The 13357-nt window shown below is 64.6% G+C and carries 15 protein-coding genes; 6 read left to right on the top strand and 9 right to left on the bottom strand.

Translation table 11 applies throughout. From position 1 onward, the window contains the following. Positions 1–132: 132 nt before the first annotated feature. Positions 133–822, bottom strand: coding sequence for a phosphate regulon transcriptional regulator PhoB (gene phoB, locus L6D77_RS11355; RefSeq protein ID WP_011536427.1), 690 nt, complete (start codon positions 820–822; stop codon positions 133–135). A 175-nt stretch (positions 823–997) separates the two neighbouring features. On the opposite strand from phoB, the gene L6D77_RS11350 reads away from it, so the two are divergent. After that, complete coding sequence (locus L6D77_RS11350; protein ID WP_232883444.1) at positions 998–1366, top strand: COG4315 family predicted lipoprotein; 369 nt, start codon at positions 998–1000, stop codon at positions 1364–1366. A gap of 117 nt (positions 1367–1483) precedes the next feature. On the opposite strand, the gene ubiA is transcribed toward L6D77_RS11350, so the two are convergent. Together ubiA and L6D77_RS11340 are read right to left on the bottom strand one after the other, a co-directional pair. Next, positions 1484–2374, bottom strand: a complete 891-nt coding sequence (ubiA, locus tag L6D77_RS11345; RefSeq protein ID WP_232883443.1) for a 4-hydroxybenzoate octaprenyltransferase — start codon at positions 2372–2374, stop codon at positions 1484–1486. Next, entirely contained in the window at positions 2374–2931 is a 558-nt protein-coding gene (locus tag L6D77_RS11340) for a chorismate--pyruvate lyase family protein (protein WP_232883442.1), read from the bottom strand. Before L6D77_RS11340 ends, ubiA begins: the two co-directional genes overlap by 1 nt. 169 nt (positions 2932–3100) lie before the next feature. On the opposite strand from L6D77_RS11340, the gene L6D77_RS11335 reads away from it, so the two are divergent. The 4 genes from L6D77_RS11335 (at position 3101) to L6D77_RS11320 (ending at position 5451) form a co-directional block, all read left to right on the top strand. Then, positions 3101–3268: a rubredoxin gene (locus L6D77_RS11335; protein ID WP_011536423.1), complete on the top strand. Its 168-nt coding sequence runs from the start codon at positions 3101–3103 to the stop codon at positions 3266–3268. A 32-nt stretch (positions 3269–3300) separates the two neighbouring features. Continuing rightward, positions 3301–4449 (top strand): NAD(P)/FAD-dependent oxidoreductase, encoded by a 1149-nt coding sequence (locus tag L6D77_RS11330; RefSeq protein WP_232883441.1) that lies wholly within the window; start codon positions 3301–3303, stop codon positions 4447–4449. Positions 4450–4637: 188 nt separating this feature from the next. Beyond that, positions 4638–4934 (top strand): HU family DNA-binding protein, encoded by a 297-nt coding sequence (locus L6D77_RS11325; protein ID WP_110991978.1) that lies wholly within the window; start codon positions 4638–4640, stop codon positions 4932–4934. 142 nt (positions 4935–5076) lie between these two features. Then, positions 5077–5451, top strand: coding sequence for a helicase (locus L6D77_RS11320; protein WP_125466073.1), 375 nt, complete (start codon positions 5077–5079; stop codon positions 5449–5451). Between the two features lie 113 nt (positions 5452–5564). On the opposite strand, the gene L6D77_RS11315 is transcribed toward L6D77_RS11320, so the two are convergent. The 6 genes from L6D77_RS11315 to exbB all read right to left on the bottom strand — a co-directional run bounded on the left by L6D77_RS11315 (position 5565) and on the right by exbB (position 12279). Next, entirely contained in the window at positions 5565–6968 is a 1404-nt protein-coding gene (locus L6D77_RS11315; protein WP_232883440.1) for an aminoacyl-tRNA deacylase and HDOD domain-containing protein, read from the bottom strand. Between the two features lie 78 nt (positions 6969–7046). After that, entirely contained in the window at positions 7047–9125 is a 2079-nt protein-coding gene (gene recG, locus L6D77_RS11310) for an ATP-dependent DNA helicase RecG (protein WP_232883439.1), read from the bottom strand. A 4-nt stretch (positions 9126–9129) separates the two neighbouring features. After that, entirely contained in the window at positions 9130–10056 is a 927-nt protein-coding gene (locus L6D77_RS11305; protein WP_232883438.1) for a hydrogen peroxide-inducible genes activator, read from the bottom strand. A gap of 94 nt (positions 10057–10150) precedes the next feature. Next, positions 10151–10885: an energy transducer TonB gene (locus L6D77_RS11300; protein WP_232883437.1), complete on the bottom strand. Its 735-nt coding sequence runs from the start codon at positions 10883–10885 to the stop codon at positions 10151–10153. Beyond that, positions 10882–11310 (bottom strand): TonB system transport protein ExbD, encoded by a 429-nt coding sequence (gene exbD, locus L6D77_RS11295; protein WP_232883436.1) that lies wholly within the window; start codon positions 11308–11310, stop codon positions 10882–10884. Before exbD ends, L6D77_RS11300 begins: the two co-directional genes overlap by 4 nt. A gap of 3 nt (positions 11311–11313) precedes the next feature. Beyond that, positions 11314–12279: a tonB-system energizer ExbB gene (gene exbB / locus L6D77_RS11290; protein ID WP_232883435.1), complete on the bottom strand. Its 966-nt coding sequence runs from the start codon at positions 12277–12279 to the stop codon at positions 11314–11316. 192 nt (positions 12280–12471) lie between these two features. On the opposite strand from exbB, the gene L6D77_RS11285 reads away from it, so the two are divergent. Next, a complete protein-coding gene (locus L6D77_RS11285; protein ID WP_232883434.1) occupies positions 12472–13329 on the top strand; it encodes an NAD-dependent epimerase/dehydratase family protein in 858 nt (285 codons plus the stop codon). Positions 13330–13357: the final 28 nt, after the last annotated feature.

Raw genomic sequence — 13357 nt, 5'->3', positions numbered from 1 at the left:
CGGATCCAGCTGCAAGTCGCAAGCTACAAGCTGCAAGAAGAAGCGGATCGGTAATGCCTTAAGTCCATTTTCCTGCCTGCCGCTGCCTGCTTCTTCTTGCAGCGTGAGGCTAAAAGCTCGCAGCTGCTGTTCTTAGCTCTTGGTCGAGAACCGATAGCCAGTGCCGCGGACGGTTTGTACCAGATTTTCGTAGGCTTCACCCAGTGCCTTGCGCAGGCGACGGATGTGCACGTCGACGGTGCGCTCTTCGACGTAGACGTTGCCGCCCCAGACCTGGTCGAGCAGCTGGCCGCGGGTGTAGGCGCGCTCCTGGTGGGTCATGAAGAACTGCAGCAGGCGGTATTCGGTGGGGCCCATCTCGGCCGGCCGGCCGTCGATGGTCACGCGGTGGCTGATCGGGTCGAGCAGCAGGCCGCCCACCTCGATGGGCGCTTCGCTGTCGCTCGGGCCGGTGCGGCGCAGCACGGCTTTGAGGCGGGCCACCAGCTCGCGGGGCGAGAACGGCTTGGTGATGTAGTCGTCGGCGCCCACTTCCAGGCCCTGGATCTTGTTGTCCTCTTCGCCCTTGGCGGTGAGCATGATGATCGGGATATCGCCGGTCAGCTCATCGCGCTTGAGGCGGCGCGCCAACTCGATGCCCGAGGTGCCCGGCAGCATCCAGTCGAGCAGGATCAGGTCCGGCTTGCGATCGACGATGATGGCGTGGGCCTGTTGCGAGTTCTCCGCTTCAAGGCAGTCATAGCCAGCCATTTCCAATGCAACGGCGATCATCTCGCGGATAGGCGCTTCGTCGTCGACGATCAGAATGTTTCTGCCAACCATGCTCAATTACCTCTCCCGGGAACGGTGTCTTGGCCCGCATTAGATAACGGAATTATTGCAGCTGTGTGACAGGGCATGGGCAGTTCTGGCGACATTGCATGACTGGGCTAGGCTTCACAGGGCCGCTGCAGCGGCTACCAGAACCCTTCCACCCCCCGAAACGATGGTGATTCCAATGACACGACATACGCTGAGCTGGATGGCCCTTTGCGCTGCACTGGCAGTGCCGGGGGTGGCGTCGGCTCATCACGCCATGGAGAAGGATGGCATGTGGGTCGACCACAACGGCATGACCCTGTACACCTTCGACAAGGATGCAGGCGGCAAGTCGATGTGCAACGGTGATTGCGCAACCAACTGGCCGCCGTTGAAGGTCACGGCCGGCGAAAAAGCCGAAGGCAAGTGGTCGCAGATCAAGCGTGACGACGGTTCGATGCAGTGGGCCTACGATGGCAAGCCGCTGTACACCTTCGTCAAGGACAAGAAAGCCGGGGACATGACCGGCGATGGCATGAAAGACGTGTGGCACGTGGCCAAGCCTTGAAATTGCGGGGGCCGCTTTGCGGCCCGTTCGCGACACAAGGCCGCTCCTACAGATGTTCGCGGTCCCCTGTAGGAGCGGCCTTGTGCCGCGAACGGGCTGAAAAGCAGCCCCAGAACTTCACCGAAGCGCGTAGTCCAGCACCACCCCGATAAACATCAGCATCCCCGCCCAGTGGTTGTGCAGGAACGCCTTGAAGCAGGCGTCCCGGTCCAGCTTGCGCGTCGACCAGAACTCCCAGGCAAAGCACACCGCCGCCGCCAGCAACCCCAGGTGGAACCAGCCCCCCAGCTCGAAACGGCTGCCGGCCAGCAGCAGGCAGCCCAGCGACAGCAGCTGCAGGCTGAGGATGATCACCCGGTCGGCTTCGCCGAACAGGATGGCGGTGGATTTCACCCCGATCTTCAGGTCGTCGTCACGGTCGACCATGGCGTAGTAGGTGTCATAGCCCACCGTCCACAGCAGGTTGGCGATGTACAGCAGCCAGGCGGCCGCCGGCAGCTCGCCACCGGCGGCAGTGAAGGCCATGGGGATACCCCAGGAGTACGCGGCACCCAGCACCACCTGCGGGTAATAGGTGTAGCGCTTCATGAACGGGTAGCAGAACGCCAGGGCCACGGCGCCGAACGACAGCCAGACGGTTTTCGCGTTGGTGCACAGCACCAGCAGGAAACTCACCCCCACCAGCACGGCGAACAGCACCAAGGCTTCGCGCGGCTTGACCCTGCCACTGGCCAGCGGCCGGTCGGCGGTGCGTTTGACGTGGCCGTCCACCTTGCGGTCGGCGAAGTCGTTGATACAGCAGCCGGCAGCACGCATCAGCACCACCCCCAGGCCGAAAATCAGCACGTTGGCCACGCTGGGTGCGCCATTGCCGGCGATCCACACGGCCATCAGCGTCGGCCACAGCAGCAGGTAGATGCCGATCGGGCGGTCCATGCGGCTCAGCTGTACGAAGTCCCAGGCCCGTGGGTGCAGGCGGTTGAGCGATTTGAGCAGTTGCAGGTACATCAGCGGTTTGCCTCCTTGGCCGCTTGCCACAGCGCCGGCAGGAAGATCTCTGCCACCAGCAGGTCGAGGCCGGCACGCTCGAAGCGCGAACGCCGCCCCCACAGCCCGGCATGGGCGGCCTCGGCAGGCAACCAGCCCTGTGGATAACTGCACACTTCAATGGGGTGGCGGATGAACGCCTGGTCGCAGAACAGCAACTCACCCAGCGAGCGGGTGCCCAGGGTTTCCAGGTCCAGGCCGCCGCGCTCCAGCACACTGCGCCCGGCCACGCTGCGGGCGAACACCCAGGGCTGGCCATGGCCACGCAGGTAGACTTCACGTACCCAGCCCTGTTCTCCAGGCGCAAGGCCGAGCGCGGCGCATTCGTCATCGCGCAGCGGCTGCCAGCCTTCGAACAAGGGCGTGACGCTGAAGTGGTCGTGGGACAGGTGGGTCAGGCGGCGGGTCAGGGAGCCTTCGTCGAACAGCCAGTCGAGGGTCGACTGGTCGAGCGTGCTTGCCTGCTGTGGATACGGCAGCCACGCGACAGCGGCTGCTTGCGGGGTTTCGTACGACACGTCGGTATGCTTGTGACAGCCAGAGAGGCGGCGAGCTTAGCATGATTGCCCGGACTGCTTGCATACTGCTGGCAGGGCCAGTAAAAAGCCCCCACGAATTGCGCGGTGGCTCTTTGCAGGGCCATCAGCTGCAACACAACGCCTGAGCCTGTCCGAGGAAGAACAACCCATGAAGAAGTGGCAATGTATTGTCTGTGGCCTGATCTACGACGAAGCCGAAGGCTGGCCGGATGACGGCATCGCTCCGGGCACCCGTTGGGAAGACGTGCCGGAAGACTGGCTGTGCCCCGACTGCGGCGTGGGCAAGAGCGACTTCGAAATGATCGCCATCGGCTGATCTCGACCCTACTGAAAAGAGGAAGCACCTGCATGACGTCTCCCGTGGTGATCATCGGCACCGGCCTTGCCGGCTACAACCTGGCCCGCGAGTTTCGCAAGCTCGACAGTGAAACGCCGCTGCTGCTGATTACCGCCGACGACGGCCGCTCCTATTCCAAGCCGATGCTCTCCACCGGGTTTGCCAAGGGCAAGGATGCCGACGGCCTGTGCATGGCCGAGCCTGGTGCCATGGCCGAACAGCTCAAGGCCGAGGTTCGCACCCATACCCGCATCAGTGGTATCGACCCAGGGCACAAACGCCTGTGGATCGGTGAGGAAGCGGTCGAGTACCGCGACCTGATCCTGGCCTGGGGCGCGCAGACCGTGCAGGTGCCGGTGGAAGGCGATGCGGGCGACCAGGTGTTCCCGATCAACGACCTCGAGGACTACGCGCGCTTCCGTGCCGCTGCCGCCGGCAAGCAGCGGGTGCTGATCCTCGGCGCTGGCCTGATCGGCTGCGAGTTCGCCAACGACATGACCTCGGGCGGCTACCAGTGCGACGTGGTGGCGCCGTGCGAGCAGGTGATGCCTACTCTGTTGCACCCCGCCGCTGCCGCCGCCGTGCAGGCGGGCCTCGAGGGCCTGGGCGTGCGCTTCCACCTCGGGCCGGTGCTGACCCGTCTGCAGCGGGCCGGTGAGGCGCTCGAAGCGCACCTGTCCGACGGCAACGTGATCCCCTGCGACCTGGTGGTCTCGGCCATCGGCCTGCGCCCACGCACCGACCTGGCGGCCGCCGCCGGTTTGCAGGTGAACCGTGGGGTGGTAGTCGATCGCCAACTGCGAACCTCCCACGCCAATATCTTTGCCTTGGGCGATTGCGCCGAAGTCGATGGCATCAACCTGCTCTACGTGATGCCCCTGATGACCTGCGCCCGTGCCTTGGCCCAGACCTTGGCCGGCAACCCCACGGCGGTCGTCTACGGGCCGATGCCCGTCACCGTGAAAACCCCGGCCTGCCCGCTGGTGGTGTCGCCCCCACCCGCCGGCCTGGAAGGCACCTGGCAGGTGGAAGGCAGCGGCGCCGACCTCAAAGTGCTGTGCCACGGGGCTGACGGCCAGTTGCTGGGCTACGCCCTCACGGGCGCGGCCGTCATGGAAAAACTGGCGCTGAATCGCCAGTTACCGCCGCTGATGGCGTAAATGGCGGGCGTTCTGTCGGATTTCTCCTGTTCTTGCCGCGACAATGGCCGCCCAGGTACTGGCGCGGCCCCGGACGGCGTGCCATTCTCACTGGCGTCTACCGCAGCCTAGAGCCTGCGGTGCCTTGAACGCTGCCGCCCTTGGCAGCACGGCATAACAACAAGAAATTCCGTCAAAGAGGCTTCACTATGCGTAAACCAGAACTCGCCGCCGTCATCGCCGATAAGGCCGATCTGACCAAGGAAAAGGCCAACCAGGTCTTGAACGCGATTCTCGACAGCATCACCGGCGCACTCGACAAGGACACCGTCACCCTGGTCGGTTTCGGCACCTTCGAGAAACGTCACCGTGGCGCCCGCACCGGCAAGAACCCGCAAACCGGCGAGCCGGTCAAGATCAAGGCCAGCAACACCGTCGCCTTCAAGCCAGGCAAGAACCTGCGCGACAGCGTCAACGTACCGGCCAAGCCTGCCAAGAAGAAGTGATCGGCAACGACAACGGTCATTCGAACGGGCGCCCTTGAGGCGCCCGTTGTGTTTCTGCGGTGAAAATGCAGCGAACTTGCATAAACAGCCTAGGAAGCGGATAAACTGCGCGACTCAGTCATTTTTCAATCGAGGCGCGTTGATGAAGTTTCGCTTTCTTCTCTGGGCCATGGGGCTGCTGATGGCCAAGGCCAGCCGCAACAACCCGGCGTTCCAGCAGCAACTGCAGGACAAGGACCTGGTGTTCCAGATGCAGACGCTGGACGGCAAGGTCGCCCGCCATTTCGTGGTCAAGGATCAGCGCATCAGCAGCAAGGGCGGCCTGCACCCGCAACCGGCGTTCGCCATTGCGTTCAAGGATGCCGGCTACGGCTTCGCCACCCTGCAGGCGGGCAACAAGCAGCTGGCGTTCATGCAGGGCATTCAGGACAAGAGCATCCAGATCAAGGGCAACCCGGCGCTGGTGATCTGGTTCCAGGGCTTGATGAAGTACCTGAAGCCAAAGAAGAAGGGCTGATATACAACACGGAACAATGCACCTGTGGGAGCGGGTTTACCCGCGAATACGGTTGTGGATTTACCAGCGCATTCGCGGGTAAACCCGCTCCCACAGGATAGAGACCGGCTAAATCAATGCGGCGCGTGGAACTGGGAAGCCAGCTCACGCAGCAAGGCTTCTGCCTCCAGCACCTTGTTCACCACTTCCTCGGCCTTGTCCCGGGTCAGCCCCAGGCGATCGAGCAGGGCATCCGGGATTTCGTCTTGCGGGCCCGAACCGATACCCCGCGAACGCAGCAGGCGCACCGACAGGCAGACCAGGTTGGGGAAGGCCGAGTGCTCGCCGTCATACGACGGATCGTGCTGGAAGCGCAGGGCGGTGGACAGCTCTTCCGGCATGTCCCACAGCTTCATCAGCCAGGCGCCGATCTGCTCGCGGCTGATCCCCAGCAGGTGCTGTTCCACATAGCTGTGGCACAGGTGCGGGTTGACCTCCAGGTGGCGGCAGATCAGCGAGAAGTGCGGCGGGAACACGTGGGCAAGCAGCAGATACCCGAAATTGTGCAGCAGGCCGGCAAGGTAGGTCAGGCCGGCTTCCGGGCGCTCGGCGCGGGGCATGGCACGGGTCAGGCCTTCGATGACCGCGGCCGTGTAGATCGACTGTTGCCAGTAGGGCGTGGCCTGTTGCGGATGGTCCTTGGGCAGGCTCAGGGTCTTGCCCAGGGCCAGGCCGAGGGCCAGGTTGATCACCAGGTCGAAGCCCAGCACCCGCACGATTGCGTCTTCCACCGAGCGGATCTTGCCCGGTGAGGCGTAGTAGGGCGATGCGGCCCAGCTGACCACCTGGGCGGCCAGGGCGGGGTCGGTTTCCACCACGCCGGTGACGTCGTCGGTGCTGGCATTGGGGTCGACCCGCAGCTTGATGATTTTTTGCGCGGTATCGGCCAGTGGCGGGATCTCGATGGTTTCTTCCAGGCGCTTCTGGATCCGTCGTGCGGTGAAGGCCTGGACGGCCTGGGTGATTTCCTTGGAGTCGTCATCCGGGCGGTCGAGGTTGGGGCGAATTTCGCGGACCGGCTGGCCAAAGCTGCCGGCACTGGACTTGTGCAGCATGCGCTTGAAGTCGTCGCGCTTGATCGACAGCAAGATGCCGGTCTCGCCCGACTGGATCAGCAACTGGTCCTGCTCGAGCAACTTGCCTTCATACAGGCAAGGCGAACTGGTCAGTGCCGGAATGGCCGGCAGGGCCTTGAGGTGGTGCTTGTCGAGCATCTGCTTGAGGCGCGGCAACGGCACGGCCTTGAGTTTGCGGCCGGTCAGTTCTTCGAGGCGGTTGAGGTCCAACAGCTTGCTCTGTGGGTACAGCACCAGCAGGGCGCCGAGTTCGTCATCGAGCAGAACCGCTTGCACCCGTGATGCGGCGGGCAGGTCGGAGTGCTCTGGCACCTCGGCATAGGCCACGCCGAGCTTTTCGAGCAACAGCCGGATGACAGACGGTGCGTGCGGGGTTGCGATATCTAGAGCAACTTCAGTCATGGTCTGTATCCACTAATTCCTTTGAACGCGAAGTATAACCAGCCTGGCCGACAAGCTGGATCCATAATGGGACGACCGTCACACCTGGCCATATTGCTGGCCATGGCGCAGCCAGCGGTCGAGCAGCGGGCTGACGTGGTGGGGCCAGCGAACCAGCAGGGCCTGGGCGGCATCGCGCACGGCCGGCAGCAGGTCGGCGTCGCGCATCAGGTCGGCGACCTTGAACTGTAGCAGGCCGGTCTGGCGGGTCCCTAGCATCTCGCCGGGGCCACGCAGCTCCAGGTCCTTTTCGGCGATGATGAAGCCGTCGTTGGTCTCGCGCATGATGCCCAGGCGCTCGCGGCCGATCTGCGACAGTGGTGGGTGGTACAGCAGCACGCAGTGGCTCACGGCACTGCCCCGGCCAACCCTGCCGCGCAACTGGTGCAGCTGGGCCAGGCCCAGGCGCTCGGGGTTCTCGATGATCATCAGGCTGGCGTTGGGTACGTCCACGCCGACTTCGATGACCGTGGTGGCCACCAGCAACTGCAGGTTGCCCGCCTTGAATTCGGCCATGACTGCAGCCTTTTCCGCCGGTTTCATGCGCCCGTGGATCAGGCCCACGCGCAATTCGCCCAAGGCGCTGCCGAGGTCTTCGAAAGTGCTTTCGGCCGCCTGGCAGGTCAATTCTTCGGACTCTTCGATCAGCGTGCATACCCAGTAGGCCTGGCGCCCTTCGGCGCAGGCGGCGCGAACCCGCTCGACCACCTCGAAGCGGCGGCTGTCAGCCACCAGCACGGTATTGACCGGGGTTCGCCCGGGCGGCAGTTCGTCGAGGATCGAGGTATCCAGGTCGGCGTAGGCACTCATGGCCAGGGTGCGGGGGATCGGCGTGGCGGTCATGATCAGCTGATGAGGGCACAGCTCGCCGTTGACGCCCTTCTTGCGCAGGGCCAGGCGTTGCTGCACGCCGAAGCGGTGCTGTTCGTCGATGATCGCCAGGGCCAGGTGCTTGAAGCGCACCTCCTCCTGGAACAACGCATGGGTACCGACCACCATCGGCGCACCGCTGGCGATCTGCTCCAGGGCACTGGCGCGGGCCTTGCCCTTGAGCTTGCCGGCCAGCCAGGCGACTTCGATGCCCAGCGGCTCGAGCCAGCGCTTGAAGGTGATGAAATGCTGTTCGGCGAGGATCTCGGTCGGCGCCATCAGCGCGACTTGATAACCGGCCTCCAGCGCCTGCAGCGCGGCCAGCGCGGCAACCACGGTCTTGCCGGCACCAACGTCGCCTTGTACCAGGCGCATCATCGGTTCGGGCTGGCTGAGGTCGTAGGCGATTTCGTTGCCGACCCGCTGCTGGGCACCGGTAGGGCTGAAGCCCAGGTTGGCCAGGTACTGCGCAGGCAGGCGCGTGGCCTTGGGCAGCACTGGTGCGCGCAGGCTGCGCAGGCTTTCGCGCAGGCGCTGCTGGGACAGCTGGTGGGTCAGCAGCTCTTCGAAGGCCAGGCGGTGCTGTGCCCAATGCTGGCCTTCGGCGAGCTCATCCACATCGGCGTCGGCCGGTGGGTTGTGCAGGTAGCGGATGGCGTCGCTCAGGGGAGCCAACTGGTAGTCGCGGGCCAGTTCGTCGGGCAGCCAGTCCGGCAGGCTGCGCGGCCCGAGCTGACCGAGGCTCTGCTGGCACAGCAGGCGCAGGCGCTGCTGGGTGAGGCCTTCGGTGGTCGGGTAGATCGGCGTGAGGGTCTGTTCCACCGGCGCTGCGGGCTCGTCGCCGTTCAGCGCACGGTACTCGGGGTGGTAGATCTCCAGCCCCGAGGCGCCGGGGCGGGCCTCGCCATAGCAACGTACGTGGGTACCGCGCTTGAGGCCTTCTTTCTGCGCATTGCTGAAGTGATAGAAGCGCAGGCTCAGCACACCGGTGCCGTCGCCCAGGCGCACGACCAGGCTGCGGCGCTTGCCCATGGTCACGTCGGCGCCGCTGACCACGCCTTCGATCACCGCGTCCTGCCCTGGGCGCAGCTGGCCGATGGGCACCACGCGGGTGCGGTCCTGGTAGCGCAGGGGCAGGTGGAACAGCAGGTCCTGCAGGTTCTCCAGGCCAACCTTGGCGAGTTTCTCCGCCATGGCATCACCAACGCCCTTGAGCGTGGTGACCGGCACATTCGACAGCTCGGTCATGGGGTCAGGCCGGTTGTGCCACGGGCGCCTTGGCCACCGAGCAGAGGCGTACCGAGTCGGCGAGAATCTCGATGGCTTTGGGCCGTGGGAAGCTGGCGCGCCAGGCGATGGCCACGGTGCGGAACGGTGCCGGCGAGGTCAGCGGGCGAACCTCGATGACACCGGGCGCGTAATGGTGGCTGTGCACCGCCGACAGCGGAAGGATCGATACGCCCAGGCCGGAGGCGACCATGTGGCGGATGGTTTCCAGCGAGCTGGACTCGACCGTGGTGTGCTTTGCGCCTTCGCCGCCCTTGTTGAGGGTGGGGCAGGCTTCCAGCACCTGGTCGCGGAAGCAGTGGCCTTCACCCAGCAGCAGCAGGCTCTTGTCGTTGAGCATGGCGGTGTCGATGGTCTGTTTCGCGGTCCAGGGGTGGTCGGCCGGCATCAGCGCGCAGAAGGGCTCGTCGTACAGCGGCATGGTCAGCACGTCGGCTTCGTTGAACGGCAGGGCGATGATCACTGCATCCAGCTCGCCGTTGCGCAGCTTCTCGCGCAGCACATGGGTGAAGTTCTCTTCGATGTACAGCGGCATCTGCGGCGCCACGCGGTGCAGCTGCGGGATCAGGTGCGGGAACAGGTACGGGCCGACGGTATAGATGGCGCCAACCTTGAGCGGGGCGGTGAGCTGGTTCTTGCCGGCCTGGGCCAGTTCGCGGATACCCTGGGCCTGCTCCAGTACCTTCTGGGCCTGGGCGACGATGCTCTCGCCGACCGGCGTGAGGCGCACCGCGCTCTTGCTGCGTTCGAAGATCAGCACGCCGAGCTCGTCCTCGAGCTTCTTCACCCCGACCGACAGGGTGGGCTGGCTGACGTGGCAACGCTCGGCGGCGTGGCCGAAGTGCTGCTCCTGGGCGAGGGTGACGATGTAGCGAAGTTCGGTGAGGGTCATAACGTGCGTCCATGAAGTTGCGGCCCCAGCATAGCGGCTGCAATTGATAGACGCACGTTATCAGACTTGCCGTTTTGTGACAGAAACAAAAGCGTCAGCGTCGGTCCAGCGAGTAGACGAACGGTGCAACGACTTCGATCGTGCCATTGGTCAGCAACTCAGCCGGTGGCTTGGGTACCGTGCCGGCCCGGCGGATCATTTCCATCGTGGCTCGGTCCAGCGCTGCGCTGCCCGACCCACCTGCCATCGAGTACGAGACCACCTTGCCTTCGGCGTCGACCACGAAGCGCAGGCGGTTGATGCCCTGCAAGCCGCGACGGCGAGCGTCCTCGGGGTACTTCTTGTACTTCGCCAGGTGGCGCAACAGGTCGCTCTGCCAGCTCGGCAGGGCATTGCTGTTGGAGGCGATGCTCGGTTGCGGTGCCGCCGACTTCTGCGGTGGCGAATTGCTCGGTGGCGTATCCGCGACGTCGTCCTTGGCCGGTGGTTCATCCTTCGGCGGCTCAGGCTTTTTCTCAGGCTTGGGCGGCTGTGGCTTGGCCTTGGGCTTGGGCGGCTTGGGGATGGCGATTTTCGGTTTAGGCGCTTCTGCCAGTTTCGGCAGCGGCGGTTCCTCGACCGGGGTTGGCGGCTTCGGTGCGGCCTTCGGCGGTGGCGGCGGTGCGGGCTCGGGCAGCGGTGCCAGCTCGACCATCATGGCTGCCGGCGGCAGCTCGATGGCCTGGGGCACCGACCAGTTGAGCGTCAGCACCACGGCGACCACATGCACGCCCAGCACGATGGCCAGGCTGGTGCCGTAGCGCGCCATGTTTGAGCGCGTTTTCGTCATTTCTTGGCTGCCGTCTCGAGCCCGACCAGGCCGACCTTGAGGTAGCCGGCGGCGCGCATGGTGTTCATCACTTCCATCAGGTCGCCGTAATCGACGCCTTTGTCAGCCTGGAAGAAAATGGTGGTTTCCTTGTCGCCCTTGGTCTTGGCATCGAGCATCGGGCCAAGCTGGTCCTGTTGCGCCACCAGGTCATCGCCGAGGTACAGCTTCTTGTCGGCCTTGACGCTGACGAACACCGGCTTCTCCGGCCTTGGCGCCGGCTTGGCGGTCGAGGCGGGCAGGTCGACCTTGATGTCGACCGTGGCCAGGGGGGCGGCGACCATGAAGATGATCAGCAGCACCAGCATCACGTCGATGAACGGCGTGACGTTGATTTCGTGGTTTTCGGCGAGGTCGTCGCCACCTTCGTTCAGATGCAGGCCCATGGCTTACCCCACTTTCACCATGTGCGGGGCGGCGCGCTCGCTGCCCTGGTGGTCCAGGTCACGGCTGACCAGCAGCAATACCTGAGCGGAAGCGTCGGATACCTGTGCCTTGTAGCCGGCAATGGAGCGGGCGAAGACGTTGTAGATGACCACCGCCGGGATCGCTGCGACCAGGCCCAGGGCGGTAGCCAGCAGGGCTTCGGCGATGCCCGGGGCAACCACGGCGAGGTTGGTGGTTTGCGTCTTGGCGATGCCGATGAAGCTGTTCATGATGCCCCACACGGTACCGAACAGGCCGACGAACGGCGCGGTGGAACCGATGGTGGCCAGTACGCCGGTGCCGCTGCTCATGGTGCGACCGCTGGCGGCCACCAGGCGCTCGAGGCGGAAGCTGACGCGCTCCTTGATGCCTTCTTTCTCGCGGGCGTTGGCCGACAGGCGCATCTCTTCGAGGGCGTCGTGTACCAGGGTGTGGGCCAGGGTACCTTCCTTGTTGGAGACTTCGCTGGCTTCCTTCAGGCTCACCGAGCGCTTGAGGGCCGCGATTTCGCCACGCAGGCGACGCTTGGCGCCCATCAGCTCGAAGCCTTTGGCGATCCAGATGGTCCAGGTGATGATCGAGGCAATGGCCAGGCCGATCATCACGGCCTTCACCACCACGTCGGCATTTTTGTACATGCCCCATGGGGACAGGTCATGGGCCATGCCCAGCGAGGTGTCTTCGACCAGCGGCTGCACGTTCTCGTCCACTGGAGCCTGGGCATCAACCGGCGCGGTGGCGTCGACCGGCGCCTGGCCTTCAGCGGCCGGCGCAGCCGGAGCGGTGGCGGCGGCCGGGGTAGCGGCGGCGGCAGCGGTTGGCTCATCGGCCATGGCCACGGGGGTCAGTACCAGGCTGAACATCAGCGCGGCAATGGCGCGCCAGGCGCGCGACGTGGTTGGCGAAGCGGAAGGTTGAATGCGTGTCATGCTGGCCGGACCTGATGAAGAGGAAAAGATTGAGTTCTCCAGGGCCTCGAAACAGGCCGAGAACAGACAAGGCGGCCATTATTGCAATTAATTCTTGTTAACAAAAGTAATGAGATTGCTTTTTTTGACCTTGGTATAGCCGTTTATCGCCAGAACCCTATAGCCTGCTCCTTTAGGAAAAGGAGTATTGGCATGTCAGGCGTATCTGCTTTGATCGTAGGTTGTGGTGATGTTGGCAGTCGTCTGGCCCGCCAATTGCTGGCCCTCGGCTGGCAGGTCAGCGGCCTGCGGCGCTCGGTCCAGCACTTGCCCAAAGGGGTGCAGCGGATCGCCGCCGACCTGTCCGACCAGCGCATGCCAGAGGACTGGCCGGGGCGCAACCCGGACTATCTGGTGTATTGCGTGGCGGCCAGCCAGCATGACGAAGCCGGTTATCAGGCCGCCTACGTCGAGGGGTTGCGGCATGTACTGGCCTGGCTGCAGCGCGGCGGCAAGCCACCTCGCCGGCTGCTGTTCGTGTCCAGCAGCAGCGTATTCGCGCAGAAGGATGGCGAGTGGATCGACGAGACCGCCAGCACCGAGCCCGAGGGCTATTCCGGCAAGGTGATGCTCGAAGCCGAGCAGCTCGCGCTGCACAGCGGCATCCCCGCCAGTGTGGTGCGCCTGACGGGTATCTACGGCCCAGGGCGCGAGTGGCTGCTGAGCCAGGTGCGCCAGGGCTATCGCGTGGCAGAGGAGCCACCGCTGTATGGCAACCGGATCCATGCCGAGGATGCCGCGAGCCTGCTGGCGTACCTGCTGCAGGCCGATGCCCGCGGTGTGGCGCTGGACGACTGCTACATCGGTGTCGATGACGACCCGGCGCCGCTGGCCGATGTGGTGGCCTGGCTGCGTGGGTACATGGGCGTTACCGAGTGGTCGGATGACCAGCGGGTGCGGCGTACCGGCAGCAAGCGCTGCAGCAATGCGCGGGCCAAGGCGTTGGGGTGGGTGCCGGCGTACCCGAGTTACAAGGAAGGGTATGCAGCGATTCTTGCGGGGAATAGCTGAGGCATCAGGCTTGGCGCTTGTATGCCTT

Origin of the sequence: Pseudomonas parasichuanensis, assembly GCF_021601385.1 — a bacterium.
Classification (GTDB): Bacteria; Pseudomonadota; Gammaproteobacteria; order Pseudomonadales; family Pseudomonadaceae; genus Aquipseudomonas; species Aquipseudomonas parasichuanensis.
This window is presented reverse-complemented; position numbering and strand designations above follow the sequence as displayed.